This window comes from Pseudomonas sp. SWRI81 (genome assembly GCF_014268545.1).
Classification (GTDB): domain Bacteria; phylum Pseudomonadota; class Gammaproteobacteria; order Pseudomonadales; family Pseudomonadaceae; genus Aquipseudomonas; species Aquipseudomonas hamedanensis.
In genome coordinates this window covers 160,883-178,779 of record NZ_JABWQS010000001.1, presented here as the reverse complement: position 1 = coordinate 178,779, position 17,897 = coordinate 160,883, and the positions used below count along the sequence as shown (strand labels likewise).

Genomic DNA, 17,897 nt, shown 5'->3' with positions numbered 1-17,897 from the left:
GAAATAGCTATCGCGAGCAGGCTCACTCCTACAAGGGGAACACATTCCAAATGTAGGAGTGAGCCTGCTCGCGATGGGGCCGGTCCATTCCCTACAAATCCCACAGTCAGATCCACCCACCCCACTGCAACACAAAGATCCCGACATTGGTGGTAATCGCCGCCATCAATGTGGTCATCACGATAATCGCCGCTGCCAGCTCATGATTGCCCTGCGCCGCCCGGGCCATGACGAAGCTCGCCGCTGCCGTCGGGCTGCCAAAGTAGAGAAACAGAATCCCCAGCTCCGCGCCGCGAAAGCCCCACAACCATGCACCGAGCGTCGCCAGCAACGGCAGGCCGACCATTTTCACCAGACTGGAACTGAGCGCCATTTTGCCGCTCTTGCGCAACGCCGCCAGCGACAGCGTGCCGCCGATGCAGATCAGCGCCAGCGGCAAGGTGGTCTGTGCCAGATACTGGCCGGAGGTTTCCAGCCAACCCGGCAAGCCGATCTTGAAATAAGCAAACGGCGCTGCCGCAATCACGCTGATGATCAGCGGGTTGCTGAACACGCTTTTGCAGATGCTCCACGGATCGGACTTGATCACCGGGCTGTACACCGCCAGCACAATGGTCGACAGCGTGTTGTAAAACAGGATCACCAGCGCCGCGAGAATCGCCCCGAGGGAGATCCCGTAATCGCCGTACATGCTCGCGGCCAGCGCCAGACCAATCACGCCGTTATTGCCACGAAACGCCCCCTGGGTATAAATGCCGCGATCTTCACGCGGACACTTGAAAATCGCCCAGCCCCAAGCCACGGCAAAGCTCACCAGCGTGGCGAGGGAAAAGTAAATCAGCAGGGACGGTTGCAGCGCGGCGTGCAGATCGGCATGCAGGATGCCCAGAAACAACAGCGCCGGCATGGTGACGTTGAACACCAGCGACGAGGCCGTGTGAATGAAGTTGTCGTTGATCCAGTCGATGCGCTTGAGCAGCACACCGAGAAACAGCATGGCAAATACCGGCGCGGTGATGTTCAGGGTTTCGAGGAAGATTGCCAGCATGCCGGGGAGCCTTGGGTGAGCGTCATTAGTAGGCTAATGATAAGCCACTTTCACCCTGATCGTTCCCACCCGAGTGCGGGATGAACACCTGTGGCGAGGGAGCTTGCTCCCGCTGGGTCGCGAAGCGGCCCCAAAAGACGGGACTGCCACGCAGTCCAGCGGGAGCAAGCTCCCTCGCCACAGTTTCAGGTAATCGGCGCCGGGTTGAACAAGGTGATGTCGTTGTGCAGCTTGTGCTTCTCCGCCCAGGTCTGTTGCTTGCCACTGGCAACGTCCAGGTAATAGTGAAACAACTCCCAGCCCAGTTCCTCGATGGTCGCGCGCCCAGTGGCGATGCGCCCGGCGTCGATATCGATCAGATCCGGCCAGCGCTGCGCCAGTTCGGTGCGGGTCGAAACCTTCACCACCGGCGCCATGGCCAGCCCATAAGGCGTGCCACGCCCGGTGGTGAACACGTGCAGGTTCATTCCCGCCGCCAGTTGCAGGGTGCCGCAGACAAAATCACTCGCCGGCGTCGCACAGAAAATCAGCCCCTTCTGCTTGAAACGCTCGCCCGGGCCGAGCACGCCATTGATCGCGCTGCTGCCGGACTTGACGATCGAGCCCAGCGACTTCTCGACAATATTCGACAAGCCGCCCTTTTTGTTGCCCGGCGTGGTGTTGGCGCTGCGATCCGCTTCGCCCTTGGCTAGGTAACGGTCGTACCAGTCCATTTCGCGCACCAGTTCCTCGGCGACGGTTTGCGTCTGTGCCCGTGAGGTCAGCAAATAGATCGCATCGCGCACTTCGGTGACTTCGGAAAACATCACCGTCGCCCCCGCGCGCAAGAGCAAATCCGAGGCATAACCCAGCGCCGGGTTGGCGGTGATGCCAGAGAACGCATCACTGCCGCCGCACTGCATGCCCAAAATCAGCTCTGATGCCGGCACGGTTTCGCGGCGGCGCTGGTCGAGCTTCTTCAGGCGCACTTCGGCCAGTTGCATGATCTGCTCAATCATTTCGGTGAAGCCGTGACTGGAATCCTGCAAGCGGTACAGCCACGGATCGCTGAGATCCACCGACGCGTCGTCCTCGTGCATCACCTGCCCGGCCTGTAATTTCTCGCAGCCCAGACTGATTACCAGCGCTTCGCCGCCCAGGTTCGGGTTGCGCGCCAAATTGCGCACGGTACGAATCGGGATGTAGGCGTCGGTGGCGGTGATCGCCACGCCACAGCCGTAACTGTGGGTCAGCGCGACCACGTCGTCGACGTGCGGATACTTCGGCAGCAGCTCTTCCTTGATGCGCTTGACCGCGTGATCGAGCACGCCGGTGACGCACTGCACGGTCGTGGTGATACCGAGAATGTTGCGCGTGCCGACCGTGCCGTCGGCGTTGCGATAACCCTGGAACGTAAAACCTTCCAGCGGAGCCTGCGCCTGCGGCACATCGGTGCACAGCGGCAAGCTGTCCAGCGGCGGCGCGGTCGGCATGCGCAGTTGATCTTCCTTGACCCAACTGCCGCGAGCGATCGGCTGCAACGCGTAGCCAATGATCTGCCCGTAGCGAATCACCGGGCCACCTTCGGCGATATCCTCGAGATTGACCTTGTGGCTCTGCGGGACAAAATCCAGCGTCACCAGGCCATCGGCAAACTCAGTACCGGCCGGTACGCCCTGATCGTTGACCACCACCACAACGTTGTCCCGCTCGTGCAGGCGGATGTAGCGCGGCGAGTCGGAATGTTCAATCAACTGCATGACGCCGCTCCTCACGAATGCGCTTGAGACAAATTGCCGGTGACTTCATTACCGCCCTTGGCTGGCGGCTCTTTGAGCACCACACGTTTGATCGGGCCGACGATGACCAGATAGCTGAACACCGCGACCAGTGCGTTGGCACCGACAAACACCAGCGCCCATTTGAACGAACCGGTGGAGCTGATGATGTAGCCAATCACGATCGGCGTGGTGATCGAAGCGATGTTGCCGAAGGTATTGAACAGCCCGCCGCTCAGACCGGCGATCTGTTTCGGTGAAGTGTCGGAGACCACCGCCCAGCCCAGTGCCCCAACGCCTTTGCCGAAGAAGGCCAGGGCCATGAAGCCGACGACCATCCATTCCACGTCAACATAGTTGCACGCGACGATGCTGCTCGACACCAGCAGACCGGCAATGATCGGCGCCTTGCGGGCGAAGGTCAGCGAGTGGCCCTTGCGCAACAGATAGTCAGAAATCACCCCGCCGAGCACGCCGCCGATAAAGCCGCAGATCGCCGGCAACGATGCAATGAAACCGGCCTTGAGAATGGTCATGCCACGCTCTTGCACCAGATACACCGGGAACCAGGTCAGGAAGAAATAGGTGATGCCGTTGATGCAGTACTGGCCCAGATACACGCCGAGCATCATGCGGTTGGTCAGCAACTGGCGGATGTAATCCCATTTCGGACCGTCGGACTTCTTGCCCTTCTGATCCATGTCGACCATGCCGCCGTTATCAGCGATGTGCTTGAACTCGGCGTCGTTGATGCGTGGGTGTTCGCGCGGGCTGTAGATGACTTTCAGCCAGACCAGCGAGAAGATGATGCCGAGGATACCCATGACGATGAACACGTGCTCCCAGCCGAAGCTGTAGACGATCCAGCCCATCAGCGGCGCGAACAACACGGTGGCAAAGTATTGCGCCGAGTTGAATATCGCCGAAGCGGTGCCGCGTTCTGCGGTCGGGAACCACGCGGCAACAATGCGCGCGTTGCCGGGAAACGATGGCGCTTCGGCCAGGCCCACGAGGAAGCGCAGCATGAACAGCGCAACCACCGCTGTGGACATGCCGAATTCACCGACGAAGCCTTGCAGCACGGTGAACAGCGACCAGGTGAAAATGCTCAGGGCATAGACTTTTTTCGAGCCGAAACGATCGAGCAGCCAGCCACCGGGAATTTGCCCGGCGACGTAGGCCCAACCGAATGCGGAAAAGATGTAGCCGAGGGTGACGGCGTCAATGCCCAGATCTTTTTGCAGGCTGGAGCCGGCAATGGCGATCGTGGCACGGTCGGCGTAGTTGATCGTGGTCACCAGAAACAGCATGAGCAGGATCAAATAGCGGACGTGAGTCGGCTTGGAGGATTGCATGCAGATGTACTCCCACTGATTATTTTTATGCGGGGTGAAGCTTCTTTGGTCTTGCTTTTGTGGGAGCTGGCCTGCCGGCGATGGCATCACTTCGGTTTGTCAGTCACACCGCAGTGATGCCATCGCTTGCAGGCAAGCTCCCACAGATCAGGAACCGATGTAACTGGTCTTCACGACCGTGTAGAACTCTTGCGCATAGCGGCCCTGCTCGCGGGAGCCATAGGATGAGCCCTTACGGCCACCGAACGGTACGTGGTAATCCACACCGGCGGTCGGCAGGTTGACCATCACCATCCCGGCCTGGGAGTGGCGCTTGAAGTGGTTGGCGTACTTCAGCGAGGTGGTCGCGATGCCGGCCGACAGGCCGAATTCGGTGTCGTTGGCCATCGCCAATGCGGCTTCGTAATCGGCCACGCGAACAACGTTGGCCACCGGGCCGAAAATCTCTTCGCGGCTGATGCGCATCGACGCTTCACTGTCGGCGAACAGGGTTGGCGCGAGGAAGTAGCCTTCGGTATCGCACGTCACCACACCGCCGCCGCTAACCAGACGCGCACCTTCGGACTGGCCGATATCGATGTACTTCATGTCCTGCTCAAGCTGCGCCTGAGACACCACCGGACCGATGTCGGTGCCGGCTTTCAGCGCGTGGCCGACTTTGATCGACTTCATGCGCTCGGCCATGGCTTCGACGAACTTGTCGTGAATGCCAGCAGTGACGATCAGTCGGCTCGACGCCGTGCAACGCTGGCCGGTGGAGTAGAACGCGCTCTGCACCGACAGCTCGACCGCTTGCTTGAGGTCGGCGTCGTCGAGAATGATCTGCGGGTTCTTGCCGCCCATTTCCAGCTGTACTTTGGCCTGGCGCGAAACGCAGTTGACCGCGATCTGCCGACCAACGCCGACGGAACCGGTGAAGCTGACGCCGTCGACTTTCGGGCTCTGCACCAAGGCATCGCCAACCACACGACCGCTGCCCATCACCAGGTTGAACACACCGGCCGGGAAGCCTGCGCGGGAGATGATTTCAGCCAGTGCCCAGGCGCAGCCCGGGACCAGGTCGGCAGGTTTCAGCACGACGCAGTTGCCGTAAGCCAGGGCCGGGGCGATCTTCCACGCCGGGATGGCAATCGGGAAGTTCCACGGGGTGATCAGACCGACCACGCCCAGTGCTTCGCGGGTGACTTCAACGTTGACGCCCGGGCGCACCGACGGCACGTAATCACCGGACAGACGCAGGCATTCACCGGCGAAGAACTTGAAAATATTGCCGGCGCGGGTCACTTCGCCGATCGCTTCCGGCAGGGTCTTGCCTTCTTCGCGGGCCAGCAGCGTGCCGAGCTCTTCGCGACGGGCGAGGATCTCGGTGCCGACTTTGTCCAGCGAATCGTGACGGGCCTGAATACCCGAGGTCGACCAGGCCGGGAACGCCGCGCGGGCGGCGTCGATGGCGGCGTTGACCTGAGTCAGGTCAGCCTTGGCGTAGTCGCCGATGTTGTCGCTCAGTTCGGAAGGGTTGATGTTGGCCGAATAATCGGCACCAGCGACCCATTCGCCATTAATGAAGTTGTCGTAGCGTTTTGCAGTTGTCACAGGGCAGCCCTCAACTCTAAAGCCTTTACGCAAAAAGCCGCTGATTGCTCAGCGGCTTCGTTCTTCTCGTTTATTGCGCGCCTTGCTTGTCGATCAGCGCGGCGAGCATTTCGTACTCTTCGCCGGTCAGGTCGGTCAGCGGCGCACGCACTGGACCTGCGTCATAGCCGGCGATTTTTGCACCGGCCTTGACGATGCTCACGGCGTAACCGGCCTTGCGGTTGCGGATGTCCAGGTACGGCAGGAAGAAGTCGTCGATGATCTTGCCGACGGTGGCGTGATCCTCACGAGCGATCGCGTGGTAGAAGTCCATCGCGGTTTTCGGAATGAAGTTGAACACCGCCGAGGAGTAGACCGGCACGCCCAGCGCCTTGTAGGCGGCGGCGTAGACTTCGGCGGTCGGCAGACCACCCAGGTAGCTGAAGCGATCACCGAGGCGGCGACGGATCGATACCATCAACTCGATATCGCCCAGGCCGTCCTTGTAGCCGATCAGGTTCGGGCAGCGCTCGGCCAGACGTTCCAGCAGCGGCGCGGTGAGGCGGCAAACGTTACGGTTGTAGACGACCACGCCGATCTTTACCGATTTGCACACGGCTTCAACGTGAGCAGCAACACCGTCCTGGCTCGCTTCGGTCAGGTAGTGCGGCAGCAACAGCAGGCCTTTGGCGCCCAGACGCTCGGCTTCCTGAGCGTATTCGATGGCCTGACGGGTCGAACCGCCAACGCCGGCGAGGATTGGCACACTGGTGGCGCAGGTGTCGACGGCGGTCTTGATGATTTCCGAGTATTCGCTGGCGGCCAGGGAGAAGAACTCACCGGTGCCACCGGCGGCGAACAATGCTGAAGCGCCATACGGAGCCAGCCATTCCAGACGTTTGATGTAGCCCGCGCGGTTGAAATCGCCCTGCGCGTTGAAATCGGTCACCGGGAAAGACAGCAGGCCGGCAGAGAGGATGGACTTCAGTTCTTGTGGATTCATTATTCGAACACCCTGGTAGCAACGTTTTATTGTGAGTGGACCGTTCAGCCTTCGCTGAAGTTGTAGGTCATCGTACAACTTAAAAAATAACCGTCAACTGCATTTCATCGTTGGTGGCGATTTTTTGTCTGACAAGATCGTCTTTTGTAGTTTCGGAAATCGTCGCAAGGCCCGTGCTTGACGCTTTCGCTGGCAGAAATATCTGGTCTGGATTCGTTTAATCATCGCCGGCCGAGCTGCTCGTAAAGTACGGCGACTGCCACGAAGGATCGTGGCGGACCTTTCAAAGGAAGCCGATATGTCGATGCATTTAGCCGCCCCCACCCTCGCCCACGTCGCCCCTTCGCAGGACGATTGCGTGACGCTCCAGCTCTCGCAATTGCCAGACATCCTCACCCTGCAGGTGCCGGACTCCAGCGATTTCGCGGCGAACTGGAGCGTCTACGCGATTCTGGGCGACGATCCGGAAGAGCCGGAATGGCAAGGTGAAGAAGTGGATACCGGCGCCTGGGACGACGCTGAAGATGAGATGGAGAAACTCACCGGAATCGAATTGCAGGTCCCCAAGGAGGCGCTGCGCCCGTACCTGAACAGGGAGGTTGAATTGCGTTACAAGTTTGCAGATGAGTCGAGTATGGAGCCGTATTCGCAGGCGTTGAGGTTGCGGGTTGAAAGCTGAGTTTCGTAGCCGTCTGTTGAATTGGCCGCCAGGTGAGCACGTGTTACAAGCGCACCGCTCGTCGGGACTGGTATTTCTTACAGGTGCTCCAGAGCGCCTAACCCGGCGTTAATGTTTCCTGGAGTGCATAAACCGGCTCCGCCAGCGTAAGGCGACAACCTGCGCTTTTTTCGACGGTTTAACTCGACTGTGAAAAGGACTTGACCATGACACAAACAACATTGCCGCCACCTGCTCTGTTGGAGGCCGAGAATGGAGTACTGAAGGTTAGCAGCCTGGATAAGATCGCGAACGGTAGCGTAGACGGCTACGACAATGCGCAGACCGGCGACGCAATCACGCTGAAGGTAAAAACTTCTACCGGGAACGCCTGGGAATACAGATTCACGTTGACCACCGAGCCGCTGTGGCCATTGGTTTTCGCTATCCCTAAAGAGGTTTTTGAGAAGAATCTCGTTCCAAATGCCACCGCCGAGCTTCACTACGTCGTGGCACGATTTGATCAGTTGATCGGAATCTCCAAAGAACTGAAGGTCCACCTCGAACGATAATTACCCGTCACCCCTGCGCCTGCGCCTCTTCATGGGCTCGGCGCAGTCTTTCGCGGCTATTGGTCAGGTGCAACCGCATTGCCGCCCGCGCTGCATCGGAATCCTGACGGGCAATTGCGTCGTAGATCTCTTCGTGCTCACGGTTCAGGCAGCTCATGGATCTTTTTCGAGAAGGAACATAAATATGAATGCTCAAAAAAAAGCGCTGACCGCGCCCATCGTCAAAGAAGCGATAGCCAATCAACTGAAGCTCAGTGTTATCACGAATGATGTGGTTACCGCTCAGATCATTGCAGTTGAGTCGCACTTTCCTACAGGAAAAGTGCATCTCTTTGCGACGATGGGCGAAGCTATTTTTACGGCGTCTGGAGAAATCAGCACCCCTCCACAAATTCTTGAGTTAGCCCTCCCCAAGAGTTTCTTCGAAGAACATTTGGCAACAGCAAAGGTGAGCTTGTTCTATATCGTGATAACCAAAGAGGGCACCGTAGTGACATCGCTCGCTCATGAACTGTCCGTAGTGGAATAAAAAATTACTCTGTCTTAACCCTGCGCCTGAGCCTCTTCATGGGCCTGGCGCAGTCTTTCGCGGCTGTTGGTCAAGTGCAACCGCATCGCCGCCCGCGCTGCATCGGAATCCTGGCGAGCAATCGCATCATAGATCTCTTCGTGCTCGCGGCTAAGACGGCCCATGTAGTGCTGCTGGTCATCGTGGGCCAGTCGCGCCGAATTCAGCCGGGTACGCGGAATAATGCTGGTGCCCAGGTGAGTCATGATGTCGGTGAAGTAGCGGTTGCCGGTGGACAGGGCGATTTCCAGGTGGAAAGCGAAGTCAGAAGACACCGCGTCGCTGGCATGCGAGGCGCTTTCGTTCAGCGCGTCGAGGGCGGCGCGCATGGTTGCCAGTTGTTCGGGGGTGCGGCGTTGCGCGGCGAGGCCGGCGGATTCCACTTCGAGGCTGATGCGTAATTCGAGAATCGCCAGCACATCACGCAGGGTGACAACGGTGGCCGGATCGATGCGGAAACCGCTCGGGCTCGGCGTGTCGAGGACAAAAGTGCCGATGCCGTGGCGGGTTTCCACTTGTCCCGCAGCCTGCAGACGGGAAATCGCCTCACGGACCACGGTGCGGCTGACGCCATGGGCTTCCATGATTGCCGACTCGGTGGGCAATTTGTCGCCGCGCTTGAGCAGACCGTCGCGGATCTGCTCACTCAGCACCGTCACCAGTTCCTGGGCGAGGCTGCGGCGCTTGCGGGGGAGGCGCGGGGTGTCCATCAGCTTTTCCATGGTCTGCATCTTGTCTCGAAAGTTCGGCTTGGGGGCATGATAGCTCAAGCGGGTTGTACGATCACTGCTCAGATCACATCGCCCTTTGTAGGAGTGAGCCTGCTCGCGATGGCGTTCTGTCAGTCACATCAATGTTGAATATGCCGACGCTATCGCGAGCAGGCTCACTCCTACAGGGGGCTGTGTGGGTGTCAGGCAGTCACGGGTTGCTCCACCAAACGCCCGCTGTCGATCCTCACATGCCGCGGATGGAATCGTTTCAAACTGCTTCGATGGCCGACGCTGACAATACTCAACCCGGGAATCTGATCGATCAACGCCTGATACAACGTCGCCTCGTCTTCCTCATCCATCGCCGAAGTCGCTTCATCCATGTACAGCCATTGCGGCGCAAACAACAGCGCGCGGGCGAAGGCCAGCCGTTGTTGTTCACCGGGCGAGAGCATGCGCTGCCAGTGATTGGCTTCGTCCAGCCGCGCAACCAGATGCGGCAAGCGGCAGGTCTCCAGTACCTGTGCATAACGCTCCGGCGCGTAGATGTCGCCGGGCTGTGGATAACTCAATGCTTCACGCAGGGTGCCAATCGGCAGATAGGGTTTCTGCGGCAAGAACAGATAACGTGCGGCCGGCAAACGGATGTTGCCGTGCCCCGCTGGCCACAAATGGCCCATCGCCCGCAGCAATGTCGATTTTCCGCTGCCGGACCGACCGCTAAGCATCACCCGCTCGCCCGGCTCCACGGTCATGTCTGCATCGGTCAGCAGATGACGCCCATCGGCCAGGTCCAGCCCGAGGTTGTGCACCTGCAATTCGCTGCCCTGATTCTGCACGTCGATCGCCGGGGTGCGCTGCTCGTTGTCAGTCATGGCCTGACGGAAACTCAACAGACGATCGCAGGTGGCGCGCCAGGAGGCGAGGCTCTGGTACGCACTGATGAACCAGCTGAAACTCTCCTGAACGTTGCCGAATGCCGAGCTGATCTGCATCAGCTCACCGAGTTCGATCTTGCCGGCAAGGTAACGCGGCGAGGCAACGATAAACGGGAAAATGATCGCCGCCTGACTGTAACCGGCAGTAAAAAAGGTCAAGCGCTTGGACACCTTCATGATGTCCCAGAAATTGTGCCAGACGTTGCCGAAACGGGCGCTCAACCGCCGGTTTTCGTTCGGCTCGCCGTTGTACAACGCGATGCTTTCGGCATTTTCGCGAATCCGCACCATGGAGAAACGCAGGTCGGCTTCGAAACGTTGTTGTTGGTTGTTCAGGCCGATCAAGCGGCGACCGATCAAATGCGTCAGCCAGCTACCCACCACCGCATACACCAACACACACCAGAACATGTAACCGGGAATGGTGATGCCATAGACTTCGATGCTGCCCGAAACGCCCCAGAGAATGATCGAGAACGATACAAGGCTGACGACATTGCGCAGCAGCCCGATACCCAGCTCAAGGGTGTTGGACGTGAAGTTGTTTAAATCTTCGGAAATCCGCTGGTCCGGGTTATCGGTATAACCGCCCTGCTCCAGCTGGTAGTAATTCTTGTCGGCGAGCCAACGAGAGAAATGCTTTTCGGTGAGCCAGGCGCGCCAGCGAATCGTCAGCATCTGGGTCAGATAAAGCCTGTACACGGCACCGATAATCGCCACGGCCGCGATGCCGCAGAAATACAGAATCAATTGCCAGAACGCCGCTTCGTCCTTCTTTTGCAGAGCGTTGTAAAAATCCTTGTACCAGGTGTTGAACCACACCGAGATCCCCACGCTGAGCAGCGAGAGCGCGATCACTGCAATCAGCAGCGTCCAGGCCATGCCCTTCTCTTCACTGCGCCAGTACGGCGTGATGATCGCCCACACCTTGCGAAAAAACTGCCCGCGCACAGCATCGTTGACCGCGGAATATTCAGCGTTCTGATTCATGAATAAGGCTCGATAAAGAAAACAACAGACACGCACCGATCATAGAGGATCGGTGCGTGTCATCGCGAGGGCTGGCGATAGTCGTTCAGCGCAGGTTCAGCGACGAACCGGGCGCTTTTGCAGTTTGCGCTGCAAGGTGCGGCGATGCATGCCCAGCGCACGCGCCGTGGCGGAGATGTTGCCTTCGTGCTCGGTGAGCACGCGCTGGATGTGTTCCCACTGGAGGCGATCGACCGACATCGGGTTTTCCGGCACCAGACTGTCGAGATCGGCGTGCTCGGAGAGCAGCGCGGCCAGCACGTCGTCGGCGTCGGCCGGTTTGCACAGGTAGTTGCAGGCGCCGCGCTTGATCGCCTCGACCGCAGTGGCAATGCTCGAATAACCGGTGAGAATCACCACGCGCATTTCCGGGTCCAGCTCCAGCAATTTGGGCAGCAGGACAAGTCCGGAGTCGCCGTCCATTTTCAGGTCCAGCGCGGCGTAATCCGGCAGGTCGGCCTGGGCAATGGTCAGGCCTTCTTCGGCGGAACCGGCAGTGCTGACGCGAAAGCCACGGCGGGCCATGGCGCGGGCCATGACGCGGGTGAAGGTCGCGTCGTCGTCGACCAGCAGCAGGTGCGGCAGTTCTTCGCCTTCGACTTGGATTTCGTCACTCATGTTGGTCTCCTCGGGCGCCGTGAGGCAGGCGCAGCTCGGTGAGCGTGCCGCCTTCCTCATGACTATAGAGTTTCACTGAACCGCCGGCGCGTGTCACGCTGGCCTTGCTCAAAAACAGGCCCAGGCCGAAACCTTTGCCCTTGGTGGTAAAAAACGGTTTGCCGATCTGCTCGGCAATGGCCAGCGGCACACCGGCGCCGTGGTCACGGATACTGATGGTCAGGGTTTCCGAATCCCAGTCGAGCGTAACCTGCAGATTCTCCGGGCAAGCATCGGCGGCGTTGTTCAATAGATTCAGCAAGGCCTGGGTCAGATCCGGCGGCGGCGCCATGCGCGGCACGGTGCCCTGACCGAGACGCTGGAAGCGGTAACTGGCCTCCGGGCGCATCAAGTGCCAGCGGTTCAGCGCTTCGTCGAGCCAGTCAGTCACATCCTGCATTTCCACAGCCAGACGTCGGTTGGCCTCGGCGGCGCGGACCAGTTGCTGCAAGGTTTCCTTGCACAGCTTGACCTGATCCTGCAGCACTTTCAGATCGTCCTGCAACAGCGGGTCCGGGTGGTCCTGCTGCATTTCCTTGAGCAACACGCTCATGGTCGCCAGCGGCGTACCCAGCTCATGCGCCGCACCGGCGGCCTGGGTCGCAACGGCAAGCAACTGCTGATCACGCAGACCTTCCTCGCGACGAATCGCGCGCAACTCTTCCTGCCGGCGCAGCTCTTCGGCCATGCGCGCGGCGAAAAACGTGATCACCGCAGCGGCCAGCGCGAAGCTCAGCCACATGCCATAGATCTGCAGATTCTCACGGGCGACCGGCAAGGTTTCCAGTGGGTAAAACCGCGTCAGCATCACGGTGTACAACGCCAGCGCGATACCCGACAGGATCACCGAATAACGCCACGGCAGCGTCACCGCCGCGATGGTCAGCGGCACCAGATAATAAGAAACGAAGGGATTGGTCGAACCGCCGGAGAAATACAGCAGCGCGCTGTGGATCACCAGATCGCAGGCCAGTTGCAGCGCGTATTCAAGCTCGGTCACCGGCCACGACGTGCGCAGCCGCACGGCGGTGAACGCGCACAGCAGAATCGAACAGCCCAGCGTCATCGCCAGTTGCACCCACGGCAACGGCAACAATTGCAGCCAGTAAGCCAGGCCGACAGACCCGGCCTGCGCGGCAAGCACCAGGGTGCGGATGAAAGTCAGCCGCCAGAGGTTCTGGCGGGTGGCGGAAGTCAGTTGTACGGGGGCGAGCATGAGCTCTCCTGATGAGCGCTCCAGGCGGATCGCACGGAGTATAACCAAGGCGCGGGCGTGAGAGGCGAAAGTGCGGCAAACGACCACATGGCGACGATGGAGAATTCATCTGAGTTGAAGAAAATTCCGAGGGCTATCGGAGATCAATTGTGGCGAGGGGATTTATCCCCGCTGGGTGGCGGAGCCGCCCCAAATCATGCGACCTCATTTAATCAGACATACCGCATCAGCCGGATTTGCGACTGCTGCGCAGCCGAACGGGGATAAATCCCCTCGCCACAAAAGCTCATTCGACTCAGGTTCTGCGGTGGGCCGCGGCATCTGTATAGAAGTTGTAACTGGGCGAACCGGATCATAAAAGCTAGAGTCTGATGGTTCACGCAGGCCCGACCCGACACCTGCGCCTCATTCAAGGAGCCTTCATGCACACCTTTCGCCGCAGCGCCGCCCTCCTCGCCCTGACCGTCGGCAGCGTCGCCAGCCTTCCGGCCCTGGCCGCCGATGAGCTGCATTACAACCAGATTTCCCTGCGCGCCGAAGTCAGCCAGGAAGTGGCCCGCGACCAGATGATCGTGACGCTCTACACCGAAGAGCAAAACACCGACCCGGCGAAACTCGCCGCCGCCATCAGCACCACCATGAACAAGGCAACCGCCCAGGCCAAGCAAGTCAAAGACATCACCCTGCGCACCGGCAGCCGCAACAGCTACCCGATCTACGACACCAAGGGCCAGAAAATCACTGGCTGGCGCGAACGCGCCGAACTGCGCCTGGAAAGCACCGACTTCGCCGCCCTGTCCAAACTCACCGGCGAGCTGCTGACCGACCTGAAAATGGGCGGCATGGACTTCGCCATCGCCGACCCGACCCGCAAGGCCAGCGAAGACCAGTTGCTCAAAGAAGCCGTCACCGCCTTCAAGGCCCGCGCGCAACTGGCCACCGACGCCTTGGGCGGCAAGGGCTACAAAATCGTCAACCTGAACCTCAACAGCAACGGTTATCCACAACCCTACCTGCGCGCGCCGATGATGATGAAAGCCGCCGCCATGGATTCCGCACCGGTCACTCCGGAAGTTGAAGCCGGCACCAGCCAGGTCAGCATGACCGCTGATGGTTCGATTGAAGTGCTGATGCAGTGATTTGAATTTGGCTGAATGAAGGACCGGCAATCAGTAGATGGTTGCCGGTTTTTTTTGTGCCTGGGATTTGTGGTGATTGGTCAATCGCCTTCGCGAGCAGGCTCGCTCCCACAGCGAGATCGCGTTCCAAATGTGGGAGCGAGCCTGCTCGCGAAGAACGATGACGCAGTATCCGCTCAGGTATGCGGATCAACCCGATCCAGCGCCCGGTTCACTGCCAGCTCCGCCAACATGATGATCTGCTGAATCGCCAGCGCCGTATTGCGCTGCGGGCGACCGAGCTGATCGGCGAAATCGCTCGCCAGCGTGTTGGCTGAAGCGAGGGATTCACAGGCATGGGCCAGCAAGCTTTCGGTGTCGATGTCTGGCTGGATCACAAACATTGTGCTGGGTGCATGGGGCTTGCTGGGGGACGGGCACAGATAGAAATCGAGGGCACGCTTGATGGCTTCGCGGTTCTTCGCCAGATCGTCGGCGCGCAGCGCGGCTTCGAGGGGGGTTGAGGTTTGTTCGGGTGGGTCGGGGACTGGTTTGGTCATGCGCTTCACCTATGAGGTTGAGCCATCTCGATGCCGTTTCTCACACGGCGAAGAGGTGGCAGCTTTGTGCGGGGTGAGAAAACCGGTCATAGGCACCCGGCCGGACATAAGCCCGCCCGCACAGAGCCGCCATAACACACTTGCATGCAGCGGACTTGCTGGCGGCAATTATGCGGGGCTGGGCACTGAATGACTATGAATGTCGGGTTCTCACACCCGATCGCTGAATAACCAGCGACGCCCCCAAGCCTAGAGAGCGGACGTCCGACGGACAACCTGAAAACCTTGTGGGAAGGTTCGGGTAATTTCGCATCGGATTTAAACAATCCCAAGTCATCGGTTGCCTGAAAGGGCCTCATCGCGAGCAGGCTCACTCCTACAATGGGATCGAGTACATCCCCAAAATCAGGTCGGCTGTCAGGCCGCCTTCGCGAGCAGGCTCGCTCCCACAGAAAAGCAAAGCAGCGCAGCTGCCCGCGGCAAAGCCGCCCCACTCAACAATGAGCGTTAGCTCGAGTACCGCTCTTGACCTTGATCCACGGGCGACGTCGGAAGGCTGAGCGGAGGGATTGATCCGGGCGTGGGAGCGCAGCGACCGTTCGACGAAGTCGAACACAGCGGTAGGAGGTGCAGCGAAGCAAACCGGAAACGCTGCGCCCGGATCAATCCCGCAGCGAAGGAACCCGAGCCTGCGAGGGCCGAACGCAGGAGCAAAGCCTTTTGGGTTACCTTTTTGGCGTTTGAAAAAGGTGACTCGCCGTAAGGGCGAAACCGCCAGCCGCAGCACCGCAAAAAACGGATATTCACCCCAACCCCCCAAGAGCATGGCCGGCCCAAAGGCCGCCAAGCCCCAAAGGTGCCACCAATCGAAACACCCAGTTGCACCAAGTAAAACTCACCAATCCCGCGCCCCAAACCACCCCACCCCAGCCAACCCCGGAAACCCCTCAAGCCCGCCCCTACCGAACGGTATAAATAAGTAACACCAAGCCCCAGCCCAGCGCACACAACGTGACCAGCGCACCACTTTGGTGCCACGAATGCACCGCAAAAACCACCCGCAAACGGTCAAATGCGTCAAAAGTTATACGAATGCGACATTAAGGTACGTTCGTGCCACCGTTTAACGCCGCCGACCGCTCTGGATCTTGCATTGGGTATGGGGCCTGCATAAGTATCCGCAGGCACGACTCACGAGGTCGTACCTCACAACTAAAAAATGACAACAAATCATGAGGCCAACATGCTTAAACACGCGGTCATTCCGTTTCTAGTCGGCGCAGGCTTGTTAGCCTCCGCACCCTTCGCAACCGCTGCGACTAACCTGGTGTTCTGCTCCGAAGGGAGCCCGGCCGGATTCGACCCAGGCCAGTACACCACCGGAACCGACTTCGACGCCTCAGCCGAAACCATGTTCAACCGCCTGACCCAGTTCGAGCGCGGCGGCACCGCCGTGATTCCTGGTCTGGCGACCAAATGGGACATTTCCGACGATGGCCTGACTTACACCTTCCACCTGCGCGAAGGCGTCAAGTTCCACACCACCCCGTATTTCAAGCCGACTCGTGAATTCAACGCCGACGACGTGCTGTTTACGTTCAACCGCATGATCAACAAGGACGACCCGTTCCGTAAGGCGTACCCGACCGAATTCCCGTACTTCACCGACATGGGGATGGACACCAACATCACCAAGATCGACAAAGTCGACGACCACACCGTCAAGTTCACCCTGAAAGAAGTCGACGCCGCGTTCATCCAGAATCTGGCCATGAGCTTCGCCTCGGTGCAGTCCGCCGAATACGCTGCCCAGTTGCTCAAGGATGGCAAAGCCGCCGACATCAACCAGAAGCCGATCGGCACTGGCCCGTTCGTGTTCAAGAGCTACCAGAAAGACTCGAACATCCGTTACACCGGCAACAAGGATTACTGGAAGCCGGATGACGTAAAGATCGATAACCTGATCTTCGCCATCACCACCGACCCGTCGGTGCGTATTCAGAAGCTGAAAAAGAACGAATGTCAGGTCACCCTGTTCCCGCGTCCGGCCGATCTGAAAGCGCTGAAAGAAGACAAGTCGCTGAAGATGCCTGACCAGGCCGGTTTCAACCTCGGCTACATCGCCTACAACGTGATGGACAAGGTCAAGGGTAGCAACGAGCCAAACCCGCTGGCTGACCTGCGTGTACGCCAGGCGCTGGACATGGCCGTGAACAAGCCGCAGATCATCGATTCGGTTTACCAGGGCGCCGGCCAACTGGCCGTCAACGCCATGCCGCCGACCCAGTGGTCCTACGACACCACCATCAAAGACACCAAGTACGACCCTGAGAAAGCCAAACAGCTGCTCAAGGAAGCTGGCGTCAAGGAAGGCACCGAGATCGTCCTGTGGGCGATGCCGGTCCAGCGTCCGTACAACCCGAACGCCAAACTGATGGCCGAAATGCTCCAGTCCGACTGGGCCAAGATCGGCTTGAAAGTGAAGATCACCAGCTACGAATGGGGCGAGTACATCAAGCGCTCCAAAGGTGGCGAGAACCAGGCCATGATCATTGGCTGGAGCGGTGACAATGGTGATCCGGACAACTGGCTCAACGTGTTGTTTGGCTGCGACTCGCTGAGCGGCAACAACTTCTCCAAGTGGTGCGACAAGAAGTTTGACGGACTGGTGAAAGAGGCCAAACGTACCACCGACCAGGGCAAGCGCACCGAGCTGTACAAACAGGCGCAACACGTCCTCAAAGATGCAGTTCCCATGACACCTATCGCTCACTCGACGGTGTATCAACCCATGCGCGCCAACGTGCAGGACTTCAAGATCAGCCCGTTCGGCTTGAACTCCTTCTACGGCGTCAGCGTCAGCAAATAAGGCACTGCAACGGCGACGTTTCTGACGTCGCCGTTGTTTTACCTGCCGTGAATTAGGAAATTGCCTACACCAACTTCTGTTGCAGATAACTGCATCGCATAGAACGTGTCGCCTTTTCCTACGAGTATTCAGGCAATTACGCATTTACTGCCAGTAGTACGGTCCCTACCGTCGCTTACTGACCAGTGGCTGCGTGGGCTATCGGTTTTGCCGTACGTATTGGATTGAGCTCGATGCGACCACAACGTCTCTGGATTGAGACCG

General features: G+C 59.2%; 15 protein-coding genes and 1 pseudogene. 5 read left to right on the top strand and 11 right to left on the bottom strand.

The genetic code is table 11. The features are described from left to right. Positions 1-106 precede the first annotated feature (106 nt). The 5 genes from HU765_RS00735 to kdgD form a co-directional block, all read right to left on the bottom strand. Positions 107-1,048 (bottom strand): AEC family transporter, encoded by a 942-nt coding sequence (locus HU765_RS00735; protein ID WP_186547280.1) that lies wholly within the window; start codon positions 1,046-1,048, stop codon positions 107-109. Positions 1,049-1,233: 185 nt separating this feature from the next. Then, on the bottom strand, positions 1,234-2,787 hold the full coding sequence (gene garD, locus HU765_RS00730; protein WP_186618672.1) for a galactarate dehydratase: 1,554 nt from the start codon (positions 2,785-2,787) through the stop codon (positions 1,234-1,236). A gap of 11 nt (positions 2,788-2,798) precedes the next feature. Then, the gene (locus tag HU765_RS00725; protein ID WP_186618671.1) at positions 2,799-4,160 is read right to left on the bottom strand and encodes an MFS transporter; all 1,362 of its coding nucleotides are present in this window, start codon (positions 4,158-4,160) and stop codon (positions 2,799-2,801) included. Positions 4,161-4,307: 147 nt separating this feature from the next. Next, positions 4,308-5,753, bottom strand: a complete 1,446-nt coding sequence (locus HU765_RS00720; protein WP_186618670.1) for an aldehyde dehydrogenase family protein — start codon at positions 5,751-5,753, stop codon at positions 4,308-4,310. A 70-nt stretch (positions 5,754-5,823) separates the two neighbouring features. After that, positions 5,824-6,735, bottom strand: a complete 912-nt coding sequence (kdgD, locus tag HU765_RS00715; RefSeq protein WP_039759443.1) for a 5-dehydro-4-deoxyglucarate dehydratase — start codon at positions 6,733-6,735, stop codon at positions 5,824-5,826. Between the two features lie 298 nt (positions 6,736-7,033). Here kdgD and HU765_RS00710 point away from each other — a divergent pair, with 298 nt between their 5' ends. Further along, positions 7,034-7,414, top strand: a complete 381-nt coding sequence (locus HU765_RS00710) for a hypothetical protein (RefSeq protein ID WP_186618669.1) — start codon at positions 7,034-7,036, stop codon at positions 7,412-7,414. A 206-nt stretch (positions 7,415-7,620) separates the two neighbouring features. Further along, positions 7,621-7,965, top strand: a complete 345-nt coding sequence (locus HU765_RS00705; RefSeq protein ID WP_186618668.1) for a hypothetical protein — start codon at positions 7,621-7,623, stop codon at positions 7,963-7,965. A gap of 7 nt (positions 7,966-7,972) precedes the next feature. On the opposite strand, the pseudogene HU765_RS00700 reads toward HU765_RS00705, so the two are convergent. Beyond that, positions 7,973-8,122 (bottom strand): annotated as a pseudogene (locus HU765_RS00700) (FCD domain-containing protein); the annotation flags it as partial. A gap of 27 nt (positions 8,123-8,149) precedes the next feature. On the opposite strand from HU765_RS00700, the gene HU765_RS00695 reads away from it, so the two are divergent. Beyond that, positions 8,150-8,494, top strand: coding sequence for a hypothetical protein (locus tag HU765_RS00695; protein WP_186618667.1), 345 nt, complete (start codon positions 8,150-8,152; stop codon positions 8,492-8,494). 14 nt (positions 8,495-8,508) lie between these two features. Here HU765_RS00695 and HU765_RS00690 read toward each other — a convergent pair whose 3' ends face one another. The 4 genes from HU765_RS00690 to HU765_RS00675 all read right to left on the bottom strand — a co-directional run bounded on the left by HU765_RS00690 (position 8,509) and on the right by HU765_RS00675 (position 13,086). Next, complete coding sequence (locus HU765_RS00690; protein WP_186547286.1) at positions 8,509-9,255, bottom strand: FadR/GntR family transcriptional regulator; 747 nt, start codon at positions 9,253-9,255, stop codon at positions 8,509-8,511. 191 nt (positions 9,256-9,446) lie between these two features. Further along, a complete protein-coding gene (locus tag HU765_RS00685; protein WP_186618666.1) occupies positions 9,447-11,174 on the bottom strand; it encodes an ABC transporter ATP-binding protein/permease in 1,728 nt (575 codons plus the stop codon). A 96-nt stretch (positions 11,175-11,270) separates the two neighbouring features. Continuing rightward, positions 11,271-11,831, bottom strand: a complete 561-nt coding sequence (locus tag HU765_RS00680) for a response regulator transcription factor (protein WP_003221630.1) — start codon at positions 11,829-11,831, stop codon at positions 11,271-11,273. Beyond that, on the bottom strand, positions 11,824-13,086 hold the full coding sequence (locus HU765_RS00675) for an ATP-binding protein (protein ID WP_186547288.1): 1,263 nt from the start codon (positions 13,084-13,086) through the stop codon (positions 11,824-11,826). The genes HU765_RS00680 and HU765_RS00675 overlap by 8 nt, the downstream gene beginning before the upstream one ends. 422 nt (positions 13,087-13,508) lie before the next feature. Here HU765_RS00675 and HU765_RS00670 point away from each other — a divergent pair, with 422 nt between their 5' ends. Then, on the top strand, positions 13,509-14,225 hold the full coding sequence (locus HU765_RS00670) for an SIMPL domain-containing protein (RefSeq protein WP_186547289.1): 717 nt from the start codon (positions 13,509-13,511) through the stop codon (positions 14,223-14,225). A gap of 176 nt (positions 14,226-14,401) precedes the next feature. Here HU765_RS00670 and HU765_RS00665 read toward each other — a convergent pair whose 3' ends face one another. Further along, entirely contained in the window at positions 14,402-14,764 is a 363-nt protein-coding gene (locus HU765_RS00665) for a DUF6124 family protein (protein ID WP_186618665.1), read from the bottom strand. Positions 14,765-16,007: 1,243 nt separating this feature from the next. Between HU765_RS00665 and HU765_RS00660 the strand changes: the two genes are divergently transcribed. Next, positions 16,008-17,633: an ABC transporter substrate-binding protein gene (locus HU765_RS00660; RefSeq protein WP_186618664.1), complete on the top strand. Its 1,626-nt coding sequence runs from the start codon at positions 16,008-16,010 to the stop codon at positions 17,631-17,633. Positions 17,634-17,897 lie beyond the last annotated feature (264 nt).

Coding starts and splice junctions, on each gene's coding strand:
- HU765_RS00735 (WP_186547280.1), bottom strand. CDS start 1,048: ATGCTGGCAATCTTCCTCGAAACCCTGAACATCACCGCGCCGGTATTT.
- HU765_RS00670 (WP_186547289.1), top strand. CDS start 13,509: ATGCACACCTTTCGCCGCAGCGCCGCCCTCCTCGCCCTGACCGTCGGC.
- kdgD (WP_039759443.1), bottom strand. CDS start 6,735: ATGAATCCACAAGAACTGAAGTCCATCCTCTCTGCCGGCCTGCTGTCT.
- HU765_RS00725 (WP_186618671.1), bottom strand. CDS start 4,160: ATGCAATCCTCCAAGCCGACTCACGTCCGCTATTTGATCCTGCTCATG.
- HU765_RS00665 (WP_186618665.1), bottom strand. CDS start 14,764: ATGACCAAACCAGTCCCCGACCCACCCGAACAAACCTCAACCCCCCTC.
- garD (WP_186618672.1), bottom strand. CDS start 2,787: ATGCAGTTGATTGAACATTCCGACTCGCCGCGCTACATCCGCCTGCAC.
- HU765_RS00705 (WP_186618668.1), top strand. CDS start 7,621: ATGACACAAACAACATTGCCGCCACCTGCTCTGTTGGAGGCCGAGAAT.
- HU765_RS00675 (WP_186547288.1), bottom strand. CDS start 13,086: ATGCTCGCCCCCGTACAACTGACTTCCGCCACCCGCCAGAACCTCTGG.
- HU765_RS00685 (WP_186618666.1), bottom strand. CDS start 11,174: ATGAATCAGAACGCTGAATATTCCGCGGTCAACGATGCTGTGCGCGGG.
- HU765_RS00680 (WP_003221630.1), bottom strand. CDS start 11,831: ATGAGTGACGAAATCCAAGTCGAAGGCGAAGAACTGCCGCACCTGCTG.
- HU765_RS00695 (WP_186618667.1), top strand. CDS start 8,150: ATGAATGCTCAAAAAAAAGCGCTGACCGCGCCCATCGTCAAAGAAGCG.
- HU765_RS00660 (WP_186618664.1), top strand. CDS start 16,008: ATGCTTAAACACGCGGTCATTCCGTTTCTAGTCGGCGCAGGCTTGTTA.
- HU765_RS00690 (WP_186547286.1), bottom strand. CDS start 9,255: ATGGAAAAGCTGATGGACACCCCGCGCCTCCCCCGCAAGCGCCGCAGC.
- HU765_RS00710 (WP_186618669.1), top strand. CDS start 7,034: ATGTCGATGCATTTAGCCGCCCCCACCCTCGCCCACGTCGCCCCTTCG.